The organism is Enteractinococcus helveticum (assembly GCF_001657475.1).
Classification (GTDB): Bacteria; Actinomycetota; Actinomycetes; order Actinomycetales; family Micrococcaceae; genus Yaniella; species Yaniella helvetica.
Genome location: NZ_LXEY01000022.1, coordinates 257,618 through 279,059, shown reverse-complemented (window position 1 = coordinate 279,059; position 21,442 = coordinate 257,618). Strand labels below are relative to the sequence as shown.

The 21,442-nt window shown below is 57.8% G+C and carries 17 protein-coding genes; 2 read left to right on the top strand and 15 right to left on the bottom strand.

Annotated features, from left to right (window positions below):
• Positions 1–36 precede the first annotated feature (36 nt).
• On the bottom strand, positions 37–978 hold the full coding sequence (locus A6F49_RS13315) for an LSm family protein (RefSeq protein WP_150119496.1): 942 nt from the start codon (positions 976–978) through the stop codon (positions 37–39).
• A gap of 4 nt (positions 979–982) precedes the next feature.
• On the bottom strand, positions 983–1,447 hold the full coding sequence (locus A6F49_RS13310) for an NUDIX hydrolase (RefSeq protein ID WP_043058683.1): 465 nt from the start codon (positions 1,445–1,447) through the stop codon (positions 983–985).
• A 55-nt stretch (positions 1,448–1,502) separates the two neighbouring features.
• On the opposite strand from A6F49_RS13310, the gene A6F49_RS13305 reads away from it, so the two are divergent.
• Positions 1,503–3,353: a tetratricopeptide repeat protein gene (locus A6F49_RS13305; protein ID WP_043058684.1), complete on the top strand. Its 1,851-nt coding sequence runs from the start codon at positions 1,503–1,505 to the stop codon at positions 3,351–3,353.
• Here A6F49_RS13305 and A6F49_RS13300 read toward each other — a convergent pair.
• The 3 genes from A6F49_RS13300 to A6F49_RS13290 all read right to left on the bottom strand — a co-directional run bounded on the left by A6F49_RS13300 (position 3,350) and on the right by A6F49_RS13290 (position 6,089).
• On the bottom strand, positions 3,350–4,543 hold the full coding sequence (locus A6F49_RS13300) for a phosphotransferase (protein ID WP_043058685.1): 1,194 nt from the start codon (positions 4,541–4,543) through the stop codon (positions 3,350–3,352). The genes A6F49_RS13305 and A6F49_RS13300 overlap by 4 nt on opposite strands.
• A gap of 13 nt (positions 4,544–4,556) precedes the next feature.
• Entirely contained in the window at positions 4,557–5,390 is an 834-nt protein-coding gene (locus tag A6F49_RS13295; protein WP_043058686.1) for a hypothetical protein, read from the bottom strand.
• A gap of 78 nt (positions 5,391–5,468) precedes the next feature.
• A complete protein-coding gene (locus A6F49_RS13290) occupies positions 5,469–6,089 on the bottom strand; it encodes a GNAT family N-acetyltransferase (RefSeq protein ID WP_043058687.1) in 621 nt (206 codons plus the stop codon).
• Positions 6,090–6,162: 73 nt separating this feature from the next.
• Between A6F49_RS13290 and A6F49_RS13285 the strand changes: the two genes are divergently transcribed.
• Entirely contained in the window at positions 6,163–6,780 is a 618-nt protein-coding gene (locus A6F49_RS13285; protein ID WP_052504995.1) for a 5-formyltetrahydrofolate cyclo-ligase, read from the top strand.
• On the opposite strand, the gene A6F49_RS13280 is transcribed toward A6F49_RS13285, so the two are convergent.
• From A6F49_RS13280 to gcvP, 10 genes are all read right to left on the bottom strand, one after another.
• Entirely contained in the window at positions 6,777–7,001 is a 225-nt protein-coding gene (locus tag A6F49_RS13280) for a hypothetical protein (protein WP_043058688.1), read from the bottom strand. The two genes, A6F49_RS13285 and A6F49_RS13280, sit on opposite strands and share 4 nt — an antisense overlap.
• Positions 6,994–10,908 carry a DUF4011 domain-containing protein gene (locus A6F49_RS13275; protein WP_161485820.1) on the bottom strand — a complete coding sequence of 1,305 codons (3,915 nt, stop codon included), beginning with the start codon at positions 10,906–10,908 and terminating at the stop codon, positions 6,994–6,996. The genes A6F49_RS13280 and A6F49_RS13275 overlap by 8 nt, the downstream gene beginning before the upstream one ends.
• 153 nt (positions 10,909–11,061) lie before the next feature.
• Positions 11,062–12,654 (bottom strand): glutamine-hydrolyzing GMP synthase, encoded by a 1,593-nt coding sequence (guaA, locus tag A6F49_RS13270; protein WP_043058689.1) that lies wholly within the window; start codon positions 12,652–12,654, stop codon positions 11,062–11,064.
• Positions 12,655–12,707: 53 nt separating this feature from the next.
• Positions 12,708–13,256 carry a DUF3817 domain-containing protein gene (locus tag A6F49_RS13265; protein WP_082911789.1) on the bottom strand — a complete coding sequence of 183 codons (549 nt, stop codon included), beginning with the start codon at positions 13,254–13,256 and terminating at the stop codon, positions 12,708–12,710.
• Positions 13,257–13,262: 6 nt separating this feature from the next.
• The gene (locus tag A6F49_RS13260; RefSeq protein WP_043058690.1) at positions 13,263–14,195 is read right to left on the bottom strand and encodes an SURF1 family protein; all 933 of its coding nucleotides are present in this window, start codon (positions 14,193–14,195) and stop codon (positions 13,263–13,265) included.
• 7 nt (positions 14,196–14,202) lie between these two features.
• Positions 14,203–15,339 (bottom strand): GuaB3 family IMP dehydrogenase-related protein, encoded by a 1,137-nt coding sequence (locus A6F49_RS13255; RefSeq protein ID WP_043058691.1) that lies wholly within the window; start codon positions 15,337–15,339, stop codon positions 14,203–14,205.
• A gap of 65 nt (positions 15,340–15,404) precedes the next feature.
• On the bottom strand, positions 15,405–16,946 hold the full coding sequence (gene guaB, locus A6F49_RS13250; RefSeq protein ID WP_043058692.1) for an IMP dehydrogenase: 1,542 nt from the start codon (positions 16,944–16,946) through the stop codon (positions 15,405–15,407).
• 131 nt (positions 16,947–17,077) lie between these two features.
• Positions 17,078–17,458 (bottom strand): glycine cleavage system protein GcvH, encoded by a 381-nt coding sequence (gcvH, locus tag A6F49_RS13245; protein WP_043058693.1) that lies wholly within the window; start codon positions 17,456–17,458, stop codon positions 17,078–17,080.
• Positions 17,459–17,479: 21 nt separating this feature from the next.
• Positions 17,480–18,580 (bottom strand): glycine cleavage system aminomethyltransferase GcvT, encoded by a 1,101-nt coding sequence (gene gcvT / locus A6F49_RS13240; protein ID WP_043058694.1) that lies wholly within the window; start codon positions 18,578–18,580, stop codon positions 17,480–17,482.
• A 12-nt stretch (positions 18,581–18,592) separates the two neighbouring features.
• Positions 18,593–21,427, bottom strand: coding sequence for an aminomethyl-transferring glycine dehydrogenase (gene gcvP, locus A6F49_RS13235; RefSeq protein WP_043058695.1), 2,835 nt, complete (start codon positions 21,425–21,427; stop codon positions 18,593–18,595).
• Positions 21,428–21,442 lie beyond the last annotated feature (15 nt).

Sequence of the window (21,442 nt, the reverse complement as noted above, 5' to 3'; positions counted from 1 at the left end):
TGAAACCTTTGAGTTTAGGTCGATTGTAGATGACAACTATTCATTGTCGTCGGTGATATTGATCACGGTATCCGGATCGATCAGATCCGACTGGGCAAGCCAGTACCGGATCGCATCATCGACCTCGTATTGCAGATCCGAAACGGAAGTCTGAGCATTATAGTAGCCGCGCAATAAGGTCGTTGCCGCCTCACTGTCGAGTACGTCGAGCACTGCACTGACCTGGTCGGCCAGTGCTTCGTCGACTTCGGTGCCTGACACGGCCACAATATTGCTATTGGGCCAGTGTTGTGTCTCGACGTCCAAGGTCTCCAGCCCTTGGTCACTGATGGCCGGGTCCAGGCCGCGCAGCATGACCACCGTGTCTGGTTCCACAATCAACTGTTCGATCAGTGAACCATACGTTTCAGCGTTGAGTGTTTCCACAGCTTCAAACGTGGGTTCACATCCTTCTTCGGCCAGTGCATCGCTGATGACATCCAGGGATTCTTCGGCCAGTTGTGGGTGAAACCAGGTCTGTTGTGCACAGGCATCGACCATCGGTTCTTCGGGATCTTCGGCGTTCACCACTGTGCGCGCAAAATTTGCCGCCGTAATCGATGAGGCACTTGCCACGAACCCCAGTTCCGCCGGTGCTTGAGCAACGATCTCGACGTCTTCGGGTACTTCAACGGTGCGTTCTTCCGCCTGTTGATCTTGAGGCGCCGAGACGATCCCCATAACAGCGTGATCTTCTGGGGTTTCTGTCTCTAATGCGTCAAACACCTGCGCGGGGGCATGGTGGTGTTGGATGTCTACCTCGACGCCATGGGTCTGCAAGTATTCGGCCACCGCTAACGAGGTGGCTTCATCCAGGGCGAGTGATGTGGTCATGATCGTTAGCTGGTTCGTCTCAACGGTAGCCTGTCCCGAACAGCCAACGACCACCAACGCGGCCGCTGCCAGGCCTGCCAAGCGCAAGCTATGTGCTTTCCTCACGTGGTTATGACTCCTGTGGTGTGCGACGAAGTTGCTCCGAGATCTTCAGGGCTTCTTCCACCCATTCCGAGACCCGATGCCCCTTGGTTTCGTCCCGATTATGCAACTGGCTGATTGGGATCCAGGCGGCGTCTGTAGAGGACCCTCCGACCTCTGGACGCAGGGTTCCAGACACGATCTGGGCACTGTATAACAGCCGCAAAATTTGCAGCGGCAGGTGCTGTCCCGGCACCCGTTTCTCCCTGGGAATAACGTGTGTAGATACTGATAAGAACCTTGTGAGAGCAACGTTGTAGCCGGTTTCTTCCCATACTTCACGAACGCATGCGGTCTCGGGTTGTTCGTTAAATTCGATACCGCCGCCGGGTAAAGTCCAGAAAGATCCGACCGAGCTTTCCCATAAGCTCAGCAAAACGTCATCCTGTTTCGTAATTAGCGCATAAGACGCGGGTCGCCACTGAAAATCCATATTTTCTCAGTCTAGTGGTCGCAACCTACTCAAAGTGATCACTAGACTATGAGTCATGGAATTCTCGTCGTCGTCGGCTGAATTTGATGGACCAGACAGCCAATCTCATCTCCCCTCAGTTGTCGAACCGAAGCTTCGGGCATTACTGGGCAATCGATCGACGGTAACGGATTTAAACCAAGAATTCGCACATACTGCTCGTGGCTGGTTAGACCTGGCACACGAAGCCGCCTATGCCGATGACTTAGACCGTGCCTTGGCCTGCGCCACGCATGGCTTAGCCAGTGCCGGTACCAATCCTGATGTTAAGCTCGGTTTGTATCGGCTGCTGTCGAGCGTGCATCACAAACTTGAAGACGAAACCGGCATGCACAATGCCATCCAGCAGCGCACCAAGTTGCTGCGCTCGCTCGGCCAGACGCATCAGGCCGAAATGGAAGACCAGCTCGGTTCGATTTTGTTTGCCGAAGCTGATGGTTTTGCTGCCACCGTATTACAGGGCGTCGCCGAGCAAGAGCGTTCTTTGGACTCCATCGATACCGTACTGACCGATGTTCTGATTGGTCTCGCTGTGCATCAGATGAGCCAGATGCGAGCCGATGAGGCCCTGGCATCAATCGACGAAGCCGTGGCGTTGCAGCGTCGTCGTGCTGAAGCCGGTTACCGACTCTCGGCTGGTTCGTTGGCGAATACTGAAATGTTTTTGGCCCACCTGAAATTCATGAATGAAGAGGTGGATGACGCCGATGAGCTGTCACAGGCGATTTTAGATTCCGGCTGCAACCGGGCTGTGCGTGCCGCGATGTGGATGATGCAGGCAGTTATCGCTCATCACCGCAATGACATGAAACAAGCCGCCACGTTTGGCATGCGCGCCCTAGAACTTTATGCGCGCCTGCAAATTCGTCCGGGTGCTGCCTCGGCGGCGTCGCTGGTGGCATCGGTTGCCCGTCGCGCGGAGAAACACCAGCTGTCCGTATTGGCCTGGCGGGTTGCGGTGGATCAGGCAGAACAGGGTGAGGTCGAAGAAACCTCGGGCCTGGTTGCTGCACTGGGACACCAACTGCTGGATGCCGGCGAAGTGACCGAGGCCGAAGAGGTGTTGTCCGGACTGGTGACTCGTGAACGGCTTAACGGCAACCACCATGTGCTAGCGCATGCCTTGATTGATCTGGGGAATGCGGTGTGCCGTCAGGAGCGTTATCAGGACGCCGTAAAACACTGGCGGGATTCCATTGATGCGTTTCTCAAGGTCGATCGTGTTCGCGAGGCCGCCCGAACCAGTCTGGCTGCCGGGATGAAGCTGGCTGAAACCAAGGATGACGAGGTCTATGCCCAGGCCGAGGAGCTGCTGCGTCAGGCCGTTGAGATGGGCAAGGCGTCCGAGGATCCGATTGTCGAAACCCAAGGGTTGCGCGAACTTGCCAAATTGTTGTGCGAACAAACCAAGCCCGAGGGTCTGGAACTCTATGATCAGGCGATCACGCTGGCTAGTAACGACGACGTGCGGTATGTAGCCGCAGATCTGACCCGGTTGAAGGCCCGGGCCTATGCGATATTTGGCAAAACGAATAAAGCTGTGGCCACCGCGCTGACGGCCGCCGACATGTTTGAGGATGAAGCAGAGCTGGCTATGGGCCACTGCTGCGAGTTGCTGGCCGGGAAATTTCTGATCGAAAAACACAAGTGGGTTGAGGCCATCACCCTGTTTTCCACGATTGCCGATGCCGAAGGCATCAAGTCGCAACTGCGCAAGGCGGCCCTGCTGGGGCTTGCTGCTGCGCTGCGAGGTCAAGGCGATGAGACTGAAGCCCAGCGAGTGAGCCGGCAAGCCGAACGGATTCGCATCGATGCGCCATTGGATCCGGAATATGACTTCATCGCCGAGGCCTTTTTCGAAGACTAGGCCAGATCCATGAGGGCTTCTGCAATCGTCAGATACGCTGCGCCCCGGGCTTGGGCATCGGCATCGGGTTGATACGCCGGGATAAGACTGATGACAACAGCCGCGGCTCGCACCGCCAAGGTCCTGGGATCAGTATGCTCCGCCAGGCGCTGGAACGTGACCATAGCGGTTTGCCAGCCCCACGGTTGCGGATCGTTGTACCCCAAGACCGCTAGGTGTCCGACCAAACATGCATAGTCATCCACCCGATAGCCGGGACCTGCCCCATCAACATCTAAGAGGTGTTGTATTTTACCGGTGACGGGATCCACCAGAATGTGAGCCTCATACAGATCACCATGGGTGGGCACAATCGGTCCAAGCCGGATATTGTCGTGGGCGCGTTCGAGTCTAGTACCCAACCGGGTGACCCGTTCGCTTTCTTGTGGCATCGCGCGCCGTGCGGAGCTTATAAATTCCTGGTGACGATCCGCCCAGGAGGCGTGTTGGGGTTGTTGCATGACTTCTGCGGGGAACCGATCCAACACATCGATCAGCTCCAGGGGATCAAAGCGGTTATGTGCCCCCTCGGCTCGGGTATAGTCGCCCAGCGGCATGCCCCTGCCGCCTGCCAGCGCCAGGACGTCCGAGGCTGGTTCCGCTACCGGAGCCACCACCGGAACGTGTGCTGCAGCCAGCAGCTGATGCATTGCGTAGACCGGTTGGGCGGTCCCCGAGCGTAGGACTTTCAGAAAGAGCGTGTCACTGAGTCCACCGGCGCTCGTGGGTGCCAGTCGAGCTTGAAACACCGCGCGATTCAGTGGCCGGTAAATCACTGCGCTCAACGCGGTTAATTCTCTGTCGGGAGCGAAATGCTCCCGAACCTGTGCCGGCGTGGCAGCTAATCGTAAACCCGGCAGCAATGGATCAGCGGGGTGTTGCCACACAAAAATGTCGATATCAGCAATGGTGGCGAAATAGCCGACGGCGTCAAGTGGTACTTGTGCGGTTGTCATACCGTAGAAAGCTTGGCTCGCCTCTCCCCCGGGCAGGCGAACGGTGGCTTCCACAATGGCATAGTAGTGACCGCTGCGGTATTGGACGTCACGCAGTACGGCGTGGTGCAGTTGACGGCCCGAGCGGTTCAGGACGTCACTGAGCAACTCGGTGAGTTGGGTAGCCTGAAATGGCCCAAACCCACCGGTGAACATTTTGCGCTAGACCTTAGATCGCCCGACGACGGTTGAGAACTTTGTCCAGGTCTAAACGGGTGTTGGCTTTTTCGGCGATCTTTTCTTGGTATTCGCTTGAGACGCCTTCCGAAAGCTGCACGTCGCGCGTTGGAGTGGGCTCCTGTGGTGTTTCCATTGGCTGTGGTGCTTCACGAGTCACTTCAGGAGCGTCCAAATAGATCGGACGTGGCAGCGGGATCCGGGCCGGAATCGGGGCCGGAGCATCCGCTACCGGCTCTTCGGTATCTTCTTCGATGGCCTGTTGCTGCTGTTCTGGTTCATCAGCAAAGTCAAAAACTTCATCATTGCGGTGAGCCAGAGAAGCTAGGCGCTGTTGATCCGTGGTGTAGGTAGCAATGGAGGTCTCAAGGCCTTCAGAAATGGTGAGTTGTTCGCGTTCGCGGGCGCGCTTTTTGGAGTCCAAGATGACCAAACCGCGCAGGATACCGTAGCATCCTGCGGTGATGAGCAAACAGATCCCGGCCAGTAGCCAGGTTCCTGCACCAAAGATTCCGGCGAGGCCGGCAATCAGCGTGGTGATCAGTGAGAGGGCTCCGAGCGCAAAAATACTTAAGCGGCCCCAGCGAATTGAGAATCCAGTGCCGCCGGAGTGCGTCGAAGTGGGGGAAGAATGCATTGCTTTCCTTCGTTGGCGGGATTCACGTCGTTGACGGGTGCGCAGAACCACATCCGGTCGTCGGGCAAGCAAAGTCAAGCCGGCTACGACTACAACCACCACCACTATCGAAGTGGCGATATCGATTTCGGGAAGAAATCCGAGCGTAGCGGCTAGCGACTCTTCAAGCTCTCGGATGCGAGTGTCCACGCCTATTACGATATACTGCGGTATCTGAAAGTGGTCGATTTCATGGTCGTGTGTTGCCGGGTTTGACCAGATAAATGGTTATGTCAACCGGGATAAGAGCCCGCCGGGTGGTAATTCATCTCGCGTTATAGCAAATGATTCGTGATCGCGCCAGGTTCCATTGATGTGGATATAGTCTTTTCGGATTCCTTCTGACCGGAGTGCGAGTTTTTCTACCACGCGTATGGAGGCGGCGTTATCCGGCACTATATTAATTTCAATGCGATGCAGACCCACTCGAGTTAATAAGTAGTCACTGGCTAAGGCAACCGACCGAGGCACAATATTCTGGCCCGCATGGGCCTGATCCACCCAGTACCCCAACGTCGTCGTGCGCATAGATCCCCACAACACGGGTGCTGCGATCATTTGACCGACCAATTGGTGTTTTTGGTCCGGTCCGGACTTTGTAAAAATCGCCCAGGGATAGGAAACGCCGGCTGCCCCATCTCGGTTATGGGCGCGCACCATTGCCGAATAGGACATGGCCTGGTGGGTGCCGGTGGGGTCAGTGGCCTCCCAGGGTTGCAACCAGTCGTAGTTGCGTCTGCGAACCTCAAACCACTGTTTGCGATGGGTGTAGCGCAGCGGGGCCAGGATGAGGTCTTCGTGTTCCAAGATGACCGGCCAGCTTGTAGGTAGCGCAGAAAAACGACTCATGATGCACCATTCTAGGAGGTCTGGTCGTCGATGGTGTGTTTGCTTGTGTGGGAGCGAGTGTCACAATGAGATCATGACTCAGGATTCCAAGAATGCACTTCGCAAGCAGTTTTTTGCCCAGCGCAAGGAATTAGGCGACCAGGAACGTCAACATCAATCGGCGGTGCTCAATGATCATCTGCTGAACTGGTATCGCGGTTTGGAGCCCGCCCAGCGTCCTTCCGGCAAGGTGACGATGACGATCAAGTTTGGCACCGAACCCGATACAGATCCGGTCATGCATGCCCTCCACGATGATGGGGTAGAGGTCTGGGTCCCCATTTCTCACGGTGACCGTTCGATGTCGTGGGTCCGTTGGACTCCAGACGTGGAGATGGCCACATCCGATTATGGACCAATTAAAGAACCAGTAGGTGAGCGCTTCGGACCAGAACAGGTTGCAGATGCCGATGTGGTGTTTGTGCCTGCTTTGGTCGCCGATACCGCCGGGTATCGTCTGGGCAAAGGCGGGGGCTATTATGATCGGTTCCTAGCGCAACTCCCCCAGCTGACCGATCGCATGCCGTGGCTGGTGACGCCACTGTTTGATCACGAGGTATTTGACGCAGCAGACAGAGCATTTCCGGTCGAAGCACACGATCTTGCCGTGCAGGCCGTGGTGACGGCTGCCAGAGGATTCCACTGGGTTTAATAGTGCGGGGGTTTTTCGCCCAGCATCCAGCGGTCACGTTCTGATAGCGGCGGCTTCTTGGGTTGCTTTGCTTTGGGTTGGACGTCGTCTAAGCGCGGTTCCGCGCCGTCTGCTGAGGCCGGACCGGTGCCTGGAGCGGTGGCACGACGTGGTCGCCGCTTGCGACGCGGCGGATCTGCTTGTGCAGCCGCGTCGTCGTGAGCATCAGGAGTTTTAGCCATAGTTATGCTGGTCGTGATCGTCATAGTCGAGGTAGCCGGCTTGTTCCGGTAGCTGGAGCTTCTCGGCAAAACTATTGGCTACACCCAGTGGATCCGTAAAGACGTCGATTGCCCACAGCCCTTCGTTGTGCCAACCAAATTTGGTCAGCTGAGCGGGCACGGTGCGAGTCCTGGTGCGTACTGGTGTGCGGTGGTAGCGAGTCGCCCCGTCATAGCTGACTGCAACGGGCAGGTATTTTTCGGAGTAGTAGTCCGGCCGGTGGTGCTGCGGTGTGTACAGCAGCAAGTCGGTGAACTCTTTGGTGTCGAAATGATACGCGGCACCGCGTGCGGACAGGTGTTGGACGAAGTCGTGACTGATATGGTCCAACGGTTCGGATTCTGGTGCCTTGACCGGCGGGCCAACCGTGGCGGGCAGGTTGATGAGTAATTCCCAGAAGTGTTTGGCCCCCGACATGAGGTTGTCGGTATTGATTTCCTGCGGGTGAATTGCTGTAAACACGGTGATCTGACGACGGGCGCGGGTGAATGCGGTCGCGTAGTATTCCACGCCGTGGAGTTCAGACAGCGGTCCGAAGTGATGCACAACTTTGCCGGTCGAGGTTCGACCGTAGCCCAGGGTGAAGATCACATGATCGGCCACCAGGCCGTGCGCACGTTCCATCGGTGCGACGACAAAGCCTTGACCGTTGGGGGAGGTTTCGGTGCTGAAGAACTTCATCGCCCAGCGATGGTTTGGCAGATTGTAGCGAATCGATTCGGCGATCCTGCGGGCGTGTGCCGGGTTGGCAGCAATCACGACCAGGGATTCTTCGGGTTTGTTTTTGAAGTGTTCAAACACCGCATCGACGGTGCGGGTCACTTCTGCGGTGGTGGATTCTACGCCGTCGTCGCCCATGCCTGGGCTGCCTGGAGCCGTGAGATATTCCACCGTGATGCCGGTCTGGGAGCTGGTGGCTATTTCTTGCGGGGTCGGTGCCCGGTCCAGTCCACCGTTGTAGAGCTGATCACCCAGGGTTCGAGCCAAGTACTGGTTGACTCCGCGATGCATGACCTTCAGCGGCACCGATGGTAGCACCCGGCTGAGGGCTTCATGCACGGATTCGGCTTGGCGGGGTTGTGCAGCGCGTGCCGTGGGGTCTACGGAGACATGGAAGCCCACGGGTCGACCGGAGACGGCATCACCGAAGGCAACCACTTGGTTGGCGCGTGAAATTGCGCCCATTCCGGTGGCTAGACCGATGGTTTCGGAGTCCAGGATCAGCACCGTGTCGAAGGTAATCCAGGATGCCAAATCGGCCAACGCCAACGGTGAGGTCGTATAGATCGGCACCAGCGGCTGAAGCAGTTTGGGATTGATACCCAGTATGGTTTCTACCGTTGCCGCACCGGTGCGCAGCAGACGACGCAGCGAGTCGGCAGCATCTGGGTAGTCACGGGTCGCTTTCTCCCAGGTCGCTGCGAGTTTGTGTCGGACGCGCGAGGGCCCGGATTCCAGGTGCGCGGTATCGGCGATGCGGAATTCTTCTTCCAGGCGGGCCAGCTGTCGTCCGGTGGTCGCTGCAAGATGTTCATCGGCTGAGACCATGGCTTCCAGAGCGGATTGCCACCAGGCAACTTCCAGCTCCAGGGTGACCTGGTCTGCGGTAACACCACGCTGCTGGAAATCGATTAACAGCTCGTCTAGGCCTTGCTCGGTGAGCTGGTCAATGACGATGGTGCGTTCCGGCAGCGTGTGCAAGGTTTGGGCATCGTCTACCAGCTGGGAGAGTACGTCGTGCAGGTCTCCGGCATCGATGCGGGTCAGATGCTGTGCTTCGGTGCTTGCCGGGGCGAGCATGTCTTGTAACCGGTTGAGGTTGTCATATAGCTGGTGGGTGTCCTCGGCCAGGGCTTCCACCCCGGTCGGGATGACCGGATTGCGCTTTGAGGTAGTCCACTGGTTCCAGCCGGTGAGCTGGTCTTGGACTTTGATGAGCGCTTCGTGCAGGTTGGGCACATCAACGCCAGGGCGGATGTATTCGCGCGCCAGCCAGCGCAACCGGGTGCGCGTCATAGCTGACATATCGATATTGTGTTCTTTTCGCCAGGCGCCGGTTGCAGTGGCTGCAATGAGATCGGTGACGGGGCGGTCGAAAATATCGGGGGTGAACTTGTCCAGCGTGTCACGCACTTCGCGCAGCAATTCGACTTGTTTGGTCCACTCTTCGATGCTGCCGCCCATGGTCAATTGCGCGTGTGAGGTTGCGCTTTCTAACCGCGGGGCGACATCACCAAGATCATCGTGCACTTGCTGAGCAAGATCAAGCGCCGCTTCCGCCTCATGAACGTTGCGCAAGCGTGCACCATACCAAGGCGATTCGGTAGATGACTGGTCGAAGGCCCCAAGTTCAGCAGCATAGCGCAGTTGTTCTGCGACTTCTTTGCGGTCGACGGTGGCATCTAGGACCGAACGCTTCAACCGTACCGAAGTGGCCGGGGCCGGGTCTGCATTCATCAACGTGACCAGTTCATTCATCGCCTGAACTGGCGAGCACTGCCAGCGCTCACGTACTTCGTGTAACGAATTCGTATGGTCAACCAGCTGGCTCCGCACATCACGAAGAGTTTGGTGAATACGCCGTACCGCGGGCTCCTTGGCACGTTCTGCAGACAGTAAGGAGCGAATCAGTTGTTCGGTGACTTCTCTAGACCCGGTATCAGCCTGTACACCCAAGACCAGGGGCTCAAGCTGCAAACCGGCAAGCCTGTTCGAAAATTCGGTGAGCGTTGAGGTTTTTTCAGCAATCACCAGGGTCCGTTTGCCCTGCGCTGCCAGCCCAACGGCAGCGGCCACCGCGGTTTGGGTCTGACCGGTACCCGGTGGAGCAGAAACAACCAGTGATTCGCCGGCAAGAATGTGATCGACAGCTTGTTGCTGCGATCGATCCAGATCGACCACCAGCACTTCGTCTGCAGGATCGCGTTCATCCAAAGGTGTTGGTTTGTGCACCAGCTTTGGAGCTTGATCCAGGTGGACGGCGTCTTCGGTTCCGGCACCGACTTCATAGAGTTTGCCGATGACTTCATGATCAGGGTCCACGACTTCGCGCGATGCGGTGTCGGACAGATCAGCAAACGTGGAAATGAGCAGCCTGTGCTCCACCACGAGTCCACGGATTTTGGTGGTGTGGGCACGCAGTAATTCCAAGGCAGGCAGTGGTTCGAGCTTGGCAGTGGTATAGGCGGCTTCCTCGTGGCTTTGTGCGTCCAACGAGATGCCATATTGATCCGCGAAGTAGCGTACCAGTGCTGGGTTGAGGCGGGCGGCCCCTACGATTTGGACGTCGTAGTCATCGCGATTGGGTCGAGCAGCCAACCGTATCGGCGCTAACAGCACCGGTGCGGACAGTTGTTGGTTGATGCCGTCTTCGGTGACTCGCCAGGTTGCCAGCCCAGCTGCCAAATAGCCGACGTTGATGCCGCGATCAGCCAGCAGCTCTTGAACCTTGGCATCAATGGTTTCGGCCGTATCGATGTTGCTCTGCATGCCGGGCTGATCCCGCAGCAGCGTGGTCAACCGGGTGCGTCGAGCAGATAAGAACTGGGTCAGCCCACTGGGTTGCGAGTGGGTGATGTCGATCGAGTTCGACTTCGTGGGCGCATAGCGCAGCATCGTGTCGGTTTCGGTACCCGTGGCGATCTCGGACAGCCAGCGTGAAAAGTCGTGTTCGGCAACCTCAACCGGATCAACGGTGTCTTGATCTTCGTCAGATACGCTTTCAGCAGCTGATACGCTGTTGTCGCTGAGACCGTCCGATTCAACTTCATGGTCAGATTCGGCTGCCGCCACATCGATGTTTTCGTCGACCGGGTCGGCAGACAGCGCTACATCGTCTAGCTCGACGTCATGTTTCTCGCGGCTCACGCTCATCCTTCCTGTGGTTGATACAGGTTGCACCTTTACGACTCTAATGCCTTCGGACGCAAGTTTGGCGTTGCCACACCACACGAATCGCCGATAACGCGCTGGTTTTAATAGACTACGGCTCCGATCAGATGATCGGAGCCGAGCAGTCTGTTATTCCCATTCGATGGTGCCAGGTGGTTTGCCGGTGATGTCTAGGACCACGCGGTTTACGCCTTCGACTTCGGAGGTTATGCGCTGGGAAATACGATCCAGCAGGTCATACGGGATACGGGCAAAACTAGCGGTCATCGCGTCTTCGGAATGCACCGGACGTAACACGATCGGGTGTCCGTAGGTTCGTCCGCCGTCACTGACACCAACGGAGCGGACATCAGCCAATAATACGACCGGTGATTGCCAGATTTCCCGATCTAGACCATTAGCCGTGAGTTCTTCACGCACTATGGCATCGGCTTCACGTAGCAGATCCAGACGTTGTCTGTTGATGGCTCCTACGATTCGGATACCTAGACCAGGCCCGGGGAATGGTTGGCGCCAGACGATTTCATCGGGCAGGCCCAGTTTGGTGCCAACTTCACGGACTTCATCTTTGAAGAGTTGACGCAGGGGTTCTACGAGTTCGAACTCGAGATCTTCGGGCAGCCCACCCACGTTGTGGTGCGATTTGATGACCTTGGAGCCATCGGCATCCCCAGATTCGATGACGTCCGGGTAAATGGTGCCCTGGACCAGAAATTTGACCTCGGTGGCATCCGGATCGTTAGCAGATTCTGCCACAATATCGGCTTCGGCTTGTTCAAAGGTGCGAATGAAACGGTCACCAATGATCTTGCGTTTTTGTTCTGGATCCGACACACCATCAAGTGCGGCCAAGAATTCGTCTTCGGCATCGATCATGATCAGCCGCGCACCATTGGAATCCCCGAATGCCTGTTGAATTTCGGCGGATTCGTTTTTGCGCATGAGCCCGTGGTTGACGTAGACGGCGGTCAGTTGGTCACCGACTGCACGCTGTACCAGTGCTGCGGCAACCGCGGAGTCTACACCACCGGATAGCCCGATGATTGCGCGTTTGTTGCCGATTTGTTTGCGGATCGCAGCGACTTGTTGTTCGATGACTTGTTCGACCGACCAGTCGGGGGCCAGGTCGGCGGCGATAAATAAGAAGTTTTTGATCACTGCCAACCCGTTGCTGGAATCTTCGGAAGCCAGGTTCCAGGCGGTGCCATAAATCTTGGTTTCGGGGTTTTCGGCGGCAGCCACCGGCATGGTGTCATGCGATGCGGTGACCACAAAGCCCTCGGGTGCGTCAACAACATGATGTGCGTGATTGGTTGCGACGTCTTGGACGGCGTCCTGACCGGAGAATAACACGGCGTTGTCATCAATGTTGGTGACCTGCACGGTGCCGAAGTGGTGTAGTGGGGACGCAGCCACGGTTGCGCCCAAGGCTTTGGTCACCGCCACGAATCCGCCACCAGTAGCAAGCACCGGGATGCCTGCGTTGAGCAGTCGTTGGTCAATGACCGGCAGATCTTCGGTCGCCGTCGAGCGGACGGCAATCACCAGGGCGGCAGGTTGGGCCGCCAGGATCGCGTCAGCCCCTGTGGTGTAGGAGTGGACTTCGGAATAGACTTTGGCTTCGCGAATTCGGCGCGCCAGCAGTTGGGCGTCGTCGGAGCCGTAGTCAACAACGATTACGGTGTCTTGGGCCGGGGTTTGAGCATGCTGGGGTGTAGTCATCACGATCTTTATTCTAGAGGATGATCAGTTGGGCGCCGATGCAGGTTGTGCGGCTAATACCGCAAGACCGCTTCGGGGTGGGTTGCCAGTTCCGCTTCGGCTTGGCGATTGACTTTCTTTTCCACAAAGAACGACAGGAAGGGCACAACGCCACCGCCGGCCATGGCCAGCAGTCGGACGCCGCCCCAGCGCATCATCGACCACAACCGGAAACAGGCCAATAGATACAGTACATATAACCAGCCGTGCACGATCAGCACGAGCAACGAAATGTTGATGCCTTCGACCACAGCTTGTTCGTGGTATAGCCCCAGGACGAACTCGGTGCCGTCTTCGGTCATCCCGCCGGCGAAGAGTTCACGCTGGAACCCGTATTTGACGATCATCTGTAGAACCAGCAGCAGCAGGAAGATCCCGGTGAGCCACGAGGTGAATGTATACAGACCCATGGCGCTGCGGATCTGGCGGTGAGTGCCACCAAAGCGGCGCTTCTTTTTACTTTCAGGGCGCGGTGGGGCTTGGCCGATGTCGGCTACCGTGATGTCTTCGGGGTCTGGCAGGGTGGCCGGGTCAACCGGTGGGGTGTTCTTTTCGTGTGTCATAACGTTTCACTCGTCTTTCTGCTCATCGATGCCGTGGCCGTGGTAAGCACGGTAGGCACGTTCGGCGGCAGCTTTTTCTTGGCGTGCTTGTTCACGTAGGCGTTGTAGTTCTTTGGCTGTCCAGTGTTCTTCCCACAGCTCATCGAGTTCGGCCTCGCGTTGATCTTTCAGGTGATCATCGCGTACGAATCGCCACCACAGATACAGCGAGAACACTGCGAAGATGAACCATTCGATTGCATAGAACACATTGAGCCAGGCGACCTGAGCTTCTTCGGGTTGCGGTGCGGTTTCTACACCCTCAACTCCGGTACCGGATACGACGTGTTCGGTGCCGCTGACCGCAAAAGTTTCCGCCACCACATAGCCGGCATATAGGGGTTCATTCCACAAGTTCACCAGTTCAGCTGTGGCCAGCATCTGGGTGCGCTTGGGTTCAGTGAAGTGGTTGGTGTTGGGCGTGGGCCCTTCACCCGGAATAAGGCGGCCGGTGAATTGGATGGTGTCGTTGACGGATAGACCCGTGGATTCTTCAAATAGCTGGGTGAGCTCATCCCCGGTGGCGTTGATTTCTTCTGCAATCCAACCCCACACCACGGGAATCTGGTTGTTGTCTGCAGCGCCTTGCACGCTGGCGCTGGACACTAACCAGAGTCCTTGAACGCCGTCATGAAGCCGAGATTCAACCTGCACAGATTTTTGCGGGTCGAGCTGCCCGGTAAACGTGACCATCTGGTCAGCCTGGTCCGACATCATCGGCATACCGGGCTGGAAGTGGCCCGTCAATTCAACCGGTGTTTCGGTGACCTCGTGGGCGCGGGGTTGGTTCGAGGTGGATTGTTCAAACTGCCATTTGGTGAGCAACACGAAGATGGAGGCGACCGCTAGGGTGAGCAGCAAGAAGCCGATCCACCGGGGCTTGAGGGCTGTCTTCAGCAAGTGGGCATCATCCCGTGTAGGTTTCGGAGATGTAAACTTCGACTTTTTGGAAGTCTTTGAGCTCCGTGTAGCCCGTTGAGGCCATCGCACGGCGCAGCGCACCCATGAGGTTTGCGGTGCCGTTGGTGTGACTGGACGGGCCAAGCAGGAGTTGTTCCATCGGCGCTACGGTGCCCACATGGGTGCGATCCCCCCGTGGGAAATCTGGGTGGGCGGCTTCTAGGCCCCAGTGCCAGCCCTTGCCTGGGGCTTCTTCGGCGCGGGCTAAGGTGGTGCCCAGCATGACGGCGTCAGCGCCCATGCCAAGGGCCTTGACGATGTCCCCGGAGTTCCCGGTCCCGCCGTCGGCAATCACATGAACGTAGCGGCCGCCGGATTCATCCATGTAGTCGCGGCGCGCTTCGGCGATATCGGAGATCGCGGTGGCCATCGGCACACGAATGCCCAGAGCACGACGCGTGGTTGACGACGCTCCGCCACCAAAGCCTACTAGGACGCCGGCGGCTCCGGTGCGCATCAGGTGCAGCGCCGGGGTGTAACCAGCAACACCCCCGACGATCACAGGAACATCGAGTTCGTAGATGAACTTTTTCAGATCCAGTGGTTCTTTGGTCTCCGACACGTGCTGGGCCGAGACGGTGGTGCCACGAATGACGAACATGTCCACGCCGGCATCTACCACGGTCTTGTAGAACTCTTGCGTGCGCTGCGGCGTCAGAGCACCGGCGACGACGACGCCTGCCGCGCGGATTTCTTCCAGGCGTGCCGAGATCAGCTCCGGCTGGATTGGTGCCGAGTAGAGCTGCTGTAGGCGCGCGGTGTTTTCGGGGGAAAACGATTTGGCTTCCAAGGCTGCGATTTCCTCAAGGACCGGCTGTGGGTCTTCGTAGCGAGTCCACAGGCCTTCCAGATTGAGCACGCCCATGCCGCCAAGTTTGCCAAGTTGGATGGCGGTGGCCGGGGACATGACCGAGTCCATGGGTGCGCCGATGACGGGCATGGAGAATTTGAAGGCATCAATTTGCCAGTCGAGCGACACGTCTTCGGGGTCGCGGGTTCGACGAGTTGGCACGATCGACACGGCGTCCAGGGGCATCGCGTGTCTGCCGCGCTTGCCTCGGCCAATTTCAACTTCGTAAGTCACGGTTATCCAATTTCTATCCGGGATCGGATGGTCAAGGGCGTGGAAACGGTCCACCGCCAGCTTAGCTAGGCTCGGTAGTTTGGTGCTTCAACCGTCATCATGATGTCGTGCGGGTGGGATTCTTTCAACCCGGCGGCGGTGATGCGGACGAAACGACCGTCGCGTTGCAGGCACGAAATATCTGGGGAGCCGGTGTAGAACATGGTCTGACGCAGGCCACCTTCCAACTGGTGCAGGACCGCACCCAGTGGGCCGCGGTATGGGACCTGACCTTCGATGCCTTCGGGGATGAGCTTTTCATCCTCGGGCACATCGGCCTGGAAGTAGCGGTCTTTGGAATATGAGCGCGACCCGTCGCGCGTTTGCATTGCACCTAACGAGCCCATGCCGCGGTAGGTTTTAAACTGTTTGCCCTGGTAGAAGACTAGGTCACCGGGTGATTCTGCGGTTCCGGCCAGCAGGGAGCCCAACATCACGGAATTGGCTCCGGCGACAATGGCTTTGCCGATATCTCCAGAGTGTTGTAGACCGCCGTCGGCAATGATGGGGACGCCGGCTGGGATCGCGGCTTTGGCCGATTCATAGATCGCGGTGATTTGTGGGACACCGACACCGGCGACCACACGGGTGGTACAGATCGAACCGGGACCCACGCCGACTTTCACGGCGTCCACACCGGCGTCGATGAGAGCTTTCGCGCCCTGATAGGTAGCGGCCTGACCGCCTATCACGTCGACATCTTTGGCTGCCGATTCGGCTTTGAGTTTGGCGACCATATCCAACACGCCTTGCGTGTGACCGTTGGCGGTGTCGACGACCAGGACGTCCACGCCGGCATCAATCAGGGTCATAGCGCGTTCGTAGCCGTCACCGAAGAACCCGACCGCGCCGCCGACAAGCAGGCGACCTTCGGCGTCTTTGGCGGCATGGGGGAATTCCTGGGCCTTATCGAAGTCTTTGACCGTGATGAGGCCTTCAAGTTTGTTGTTCGCATCAACCAGTGGCAGTTTTTCGATGCGGTGTTCATCGAGCAGGCGCATGACCTCGTCGCGTTGGACATTGAACGGTGCCGTGATCAGTGGCATCTTGGTCATAATTTCGTGGACCTTGGTGGTCGGAAACTCGGCGCGAGGCACAAACCGGGTGTCACGGTTGGTGATGATGCCCAGCAGAGTGTCATCTTGATCGACCACAGGTAGGCCCGAGATCCGGTAGCGACCGCACAGCTCATCCCATTCGGCAAGGGTAGCGTCTGGGGAGATGGTTACCGGGTCCGTGACCATGCCCGATTCATTGCGTTTGACCTTGTCGATCTCGGAAGCCTGGTCTTCGATGGACAGGTTGCGGTGAATGACGCCCATGCCTCCGTACCGTGCCATGGCAATAGCCAGGGGTGCTTCAGTCACGGTGTCCATGGCTGCGGAGATGATCGGGGTATTGATGCGGATGCGTTTGGTCAGTTGGGTCGAGACGTCGGCATCGGCGGGGATGACGTCGGTCATGTTCGGTAGTAACAGGACGTCGTCATACGTAAGCCCTACGAAGCCGAATGGGTCGTGGGCGAAGCTAACAGGTTCAGATGATGGCCCGGAAGTGTGGTCGGTCACTGGATACTACCCTTTCAAGAAAGCCGTTGGTTTCTATAATAAGGGCTTTACCGCTGCGATTATTCCGATCGTCACGCTCGACGACGTTTCATCGCAGACCGTGAACACTCCCGGGCCATTTCAGCTGATTTTTACGCTACTTCAGTCCCAGTTTGTTCGGCGTATTGCTCGGGGGTGAGGATTTCGCCTTCTTCGGTGACATCTACGGTGAACAACCAGCCGGCACCGTATGGGTCTTCGTTAATACGTTCCGGGTTCTGGATAACGTCTTCGTTCGTTTCGACCACGGTGCCGGTGACCGGGGAGTACAGTTCAGAGACTGACTTGGTCGATTCTAGTTCGCCGCAGACTTCGCCGGCGGTGACGGTGTCTCCTGGTTCTGGAAGTTCGGCAAATACGACGTCGCCCAGCTGATCGGCGGCGTATGCGGTAATACCGATACGGACGGGGTCTTCGTCATTGAGCCATTCGTGTTCGGCGGAGTAGCGCAGGCCGGGTTTTACAGCGGTCATGAGGTGTCCTTCTGGTTGGTGTTAGCGAGAGTAAAAGGGTGGTTTGGTGATGACAAACGGAAGTGCTTTACCGCGGATATCAACACTGACTTCGGTGTCGACGTCCGCGTGGGCTGCGTCAATGTAGCCCAGCGCTACCGGTTTGGACAGGGTGGGCGATGGGATACCGGAGGTGATAACACCCACGGTCTTGCCGTCCACCACGATCTCGGAGCCGCTACGAGCTGCACGGCGTTGATCGCTGGTCAGACCGATGAGAACCTGCTGTGGGGTGTGTTCCCGCAGGGCTTCGAGGGCGGTCCGGCCAACGAAGTTTTCCGGTTTCTCAAAGGAGACAATCCGGCCCATGCCGGCTTCAAATGGCGTGCGTTCGGTTGACAGCTCGTTGCCATACAGGGGCATGCCGGCTTCCAAACGCAGCGAGTCGCGACTGGCCAGCCCACACGGGGTGATCTCCACGCCAATGTCGAGGCTGAAGATCTGTTCCCATAGTTGTGCGATGTCGGCGTTAGGGGTGATGATTTCAAAACCATCTTCTCCGGTGTAGCCGGTGCGCGCGACAATCCAGTCGTTGCCATTGACCAGGATTTCGGTGACCCGATAGTTCGTCAGCGAGGCAGCAGCTTCGGCGAAGTCCTCCCCCAGGGCTGCTACGACATCCGCGGCCTTCGGGCCTTGAATGCCGACCAGCGATAGGTCCGCGGTGGCATCGTCAACGGTAAGGTCCATCCCCTCGGTGCGAGCTACCACGGCCTCGGCCACCGCCGGAGCGTTGCCGGCGTTGGGCACCATCAGGTAGCGGTCTTCACCCAACCGGTAGACGATCAGGTCATCCAGGATGGTGCCATCCTCGGTGAGCATGACCGTGTACTTCGCCCGGCCCACGCTCATCTTGGAGAAATCTCCGGCGAGTGCGGTGTTGAGGCCTTTGACCGCATCGGGGCCGGAGAGAAAGACTTCACCCATGTGGGAAAGGTCAAAGATACCGACGGCTTGCCGAACTGCTTTGTGTTCGGTCATTTCCGAGGAGTATTTCAGCGGCATATTCCAGCCGTTGAAATCGGTAAAGGTGGCGCCGAGCTTTTCGTGTGCGGCAAATAACGGTGTGGTTTTTAGTGTCATGTGGTCAGACTCCTACTGCAGTTCAAAAGCTTCTGGTGGTGGGCACGAGCACACGAGGTTGCGGTCGCCGCCGGCCTGGTCGATACGCGATACCGGGGTGAAATACTTATCCACTCGCAGTTCGGGTACCGGGAAGGCAGCTTGTTCAACCGAGTAAGCACGATCCCAATCAGAGCTGACCACATCCGACACCGGGTGTGGCGCATGCCGCAGTACGGATTCTTCGACGGCAATCTTGCCGTTTTCGATTTCGGTGATTTCTTCGCGAATCGTGATCATCGCAGTGATGAAACGCTCCATCTCTTCCATGTCTTCGGATTCGGTGGGTTCCACCATCAGGGTGCCGGGGACCGGGAAGGCCATGGTTGGTGCGTGGAAGCCAAAGTCCATCAGACGCTTGGCAACGTCCTCGACGGTGACGCCGGTGTTCTTGGTGATTTCTCGCAGATCCAGAATGCATTCGTGAGCAACCAGATCATTTAGCCCCGTGTAGAGCAGCGGGTAGTGATCCTTGAGGCGGTGGGCCACATAATTTGCCGACAACACGGCAACCTGCGTGGCTTCTTTCAGCGCGTCGGCGCCCATCATGGTGATGTAGGCCCAGCTGATGGGCAGTACGCCTGCCGAACCGTACAGGGTTGAGGCAACCGGCGTCGCGCTCTCTGACAGTTCGTGATTCGGGTCAGCTGGCAGATATGGCACGAGGTGTTCGGCAACACAGACCGGTCCGACGCCGGGGCCGCCACCACCGTGTGGAATGGAAAAGGTCTTGTGCAGGTTCAGGTGCGAGACATCGCCCCCAAACTTGCCCGGCTGTGCCAACCCAACCAGAGCGTTGAGGTTCGCCCCGTCGATGTAGACCTGTCCGCCAGCATTGTGGACTTTTTCGCAGATCTCAACGACGTCGGTGTCGTAGATGCCCGCGGTGGAGGGGTAGGTGACCATGATCGCGGCGATGCGGTCACCGTATTTCTCCAGGACTTCGTCCAGGTGGGTCGAGTCAATCGAACCGTCGTCGGCGGTTTTTACCACGATGACCTGTAGTCCGGCCAGGACGGCTGATGCGGCGTTGGTGCCGTGGGCCGAGGCGGGGATAATGCAGATATCGCGATCAGTTTCGCCTTGATCAATCAGGTAGTGACGGATGGCCAACAGGCCAGCATATTCGCCCACTGATCCGGCGTTGGGCTGCAGTGATACGGCCGCATAACCGGTGATGGCTTCCAGTTTGGATTCCAGATCCTTGATCATTTCGATCCAACCGGTGGCCTGATCGTCTGGCGCATACGGGTGAATACCGGCCAGTTCTGGCCAGGTGATGGCTTCCATTTCGGCTGCCGCGTTGAGCTTCATGGTGCACGAACCCAGTGGGATCATCGTGCGATCCAGCGCCAGGTCACGGTCTGCCAGACGACGGCAGTAGCGCATCATGGTGGTTTCGGACCGGATGGTGTTGAAGATTTCGTGGGTCATGAACTCTGATTCGCGCACCAGCTCGGCCTGGATGGTTGAATCAGCTGTTTCGACCAGGGTGGCGCCAAAGACTTCGGCAACCGCTTTGATGTCCGCTTCGGTCGTGGTTTCGTCGGTCGAGATACCAACTTGGTTATCGGAGTAGCGACGCAGGTTGTATCCGGCGCCCACCGCTTTGGCCATGGTCCCTTCAACGTCTTTGACAGTCACCACGATGGTGTCAAAGAAGTGTTCGGCAGCCAGTTCATAACCGGCGTCGCGCAGCGCTGTGGCCAATCGGGTGGCCATCATGTGGGTGCGGTTGGCAATCTCTGTGACACCTTCGGGACCGTGGTACACCCCGTACATGCCTGCCATGACCGCCAGCAACGCTTGAGCGGTACAGATATTCGAGGTCGCCTTTTCCCGGCGGATGTGCTGTTCACGAGTTTGCAGGGCTAGACGGTAGGCCGGCATGCCGTTGGCGTCTTCCGAAACACCAACCAGACGGCCTGGCATCTGACGGACCAGTCGTTCATGGGTTGCCATGTAGGCAGCGTGGGGCCCACCGTAGAACAACGGAACCCCGAAGCGCTGCGTCGTTCCTACAGCGATATCGGCGCCTTGTTCACCGGGTGGGGTGATCATGGTCAGCGACAACAGATCGGCAATAACGCTGATCATCGCGCCGCGTTCTTTGGCTTCGTCAAAGACCTTCTGGTGGTTGGCGATGGCACCATCGTCACCGGGTTGCTGGACGATGACACCACAGATGTCGCCTTCCGGCAGTCCTTCGGTTGCCAGGTCCACCAGGATCGTTTCAATACCCAGGGGACGCGTGTGGCCTAGGACGACGGCCAGGGTCTGCGGGAAGATGTTCTTGTCGATCACAACGGGATCGTTAGCGTGCTTGCGGTTGGCGCGACGCATCATGAGGACAGCTTCGGCTGCTGCAGATGATTCATCCAGCAGGGACGCATTAGCGATTTCCATGCCGGTCAGGTCCGAGACCATCGTCTGGAAGTTCAACAGGGCTTCAAGTCGTCCCTGGGAGATCTCTGGCTGATATGGGGTATACGCCGTGTACCAGCCCGGGTTTTCGGTGACGTTGCGTCGGATAACGGCCGGGGTGATGGTGTCATAAAAACCCTGACCGATCATTGAGCGTTTCAACGTGTTCTTGGAGGCGAGTTCGCGCAGTCGAGCTTGGGCTTGAGTTTCGGTTAATGGGTCGGGCAGGACCAACGGCTCTTCTTGAGCGATATTTGCCGGCATTGCCGCCGTGGTCAATGCATCCAGGCTGTCATAGCCCAGAGCTTCCAGCATCTCCTCAACACCGGACTGACGGGGTCCTAGATGTCTATGGCCGAAGTTGGAAAGATCGTAAACGGTCATGGGATCTCCTTGGGT

What these genes read in the sequence shown, in the direction of transcription:
- A6F49_RS13310 (WP_043058683.1), bottom strand. Translation starts at nt 1,447, where the DNA reads ATGGATTTTCAGTGGCGACCCGCGTCTTATGCGCTAATTACGAAACAG.
- A6F49_RS13305 (WP_043058684.1), top strand. Translation starts at nt 1,503, where the DNA reads ATGGAATTCTCGTCGTCGTCGGCTGAATTTGATGGACCAGACAGCCAA.
- A6F49_RS13300 (WP_043058685.1), bottom strand. Translation starts at nt 4,543, where the DNA reads ATGTTCACCGGTGGGTTTGGGCCATTTCAGGCTACCCAACTCACCGAG.
- A6F49_RS13290 (WP_043058687.1), bottom strand. Translation starts at nt 6,089, where the DNA reads ATGAGTCGTTTTTCTGCGCTACCTACAAGCTGGCCGGTCATCTTGGAA.
- A6F49_RS13285 (WP_052504995.1), top strand. Translation starts at nt 6,163, where the DNA reads ATGACTCAGGATTCCAAGAATGCACTTCGCAAGCAGTTTTTTGCCCAG.
- A6F49_RS13280 (WP_043058688.1), bottom strand. Translation starts at nt 7,001, where the DNA reads ATGGCTAAAACTCCTGATGCTCACGACGACGCGGCTGCACAAGCAGAT.
- guaA (WP_043058689.1), bottom strand. Translation starts at nt 12,654, where the DNA reads ATGACTACACCCCAGCATGCTCAAACCCCGGCCCAAGACACCGTAATC.
- A6F49_RS13265 (WP_082911789.1), bottom strand. Translation starts at nt 13,256, where the DNA reads ATGACACACGAAAAGAACACCCCACCGGTTGACCCGGCCACCCTGCCA.
- gcvH (WP_043058693.1), bottom strand. Translation starts at nt 17,458, where the DNA reads ATGACCGCTGTAAAACCCGGCCTGCGCTACTCCGCCGAACACGAATGG.
- gcvT (WP_043058694.1), bottom strand. Translation starts at nt 18,580, where the DNA reads ATGACACTAAAAACCACACCGTTATTTGCCGCACACGAAAAGCTCGGC.
- gcvP (WP_043058695.1), bottom strand. Translation starts at nt 21,427, where the DNA reads ATGACCGTTTACGATCTTTCCAACTTCGGCCATAGACATCTAGGACCC.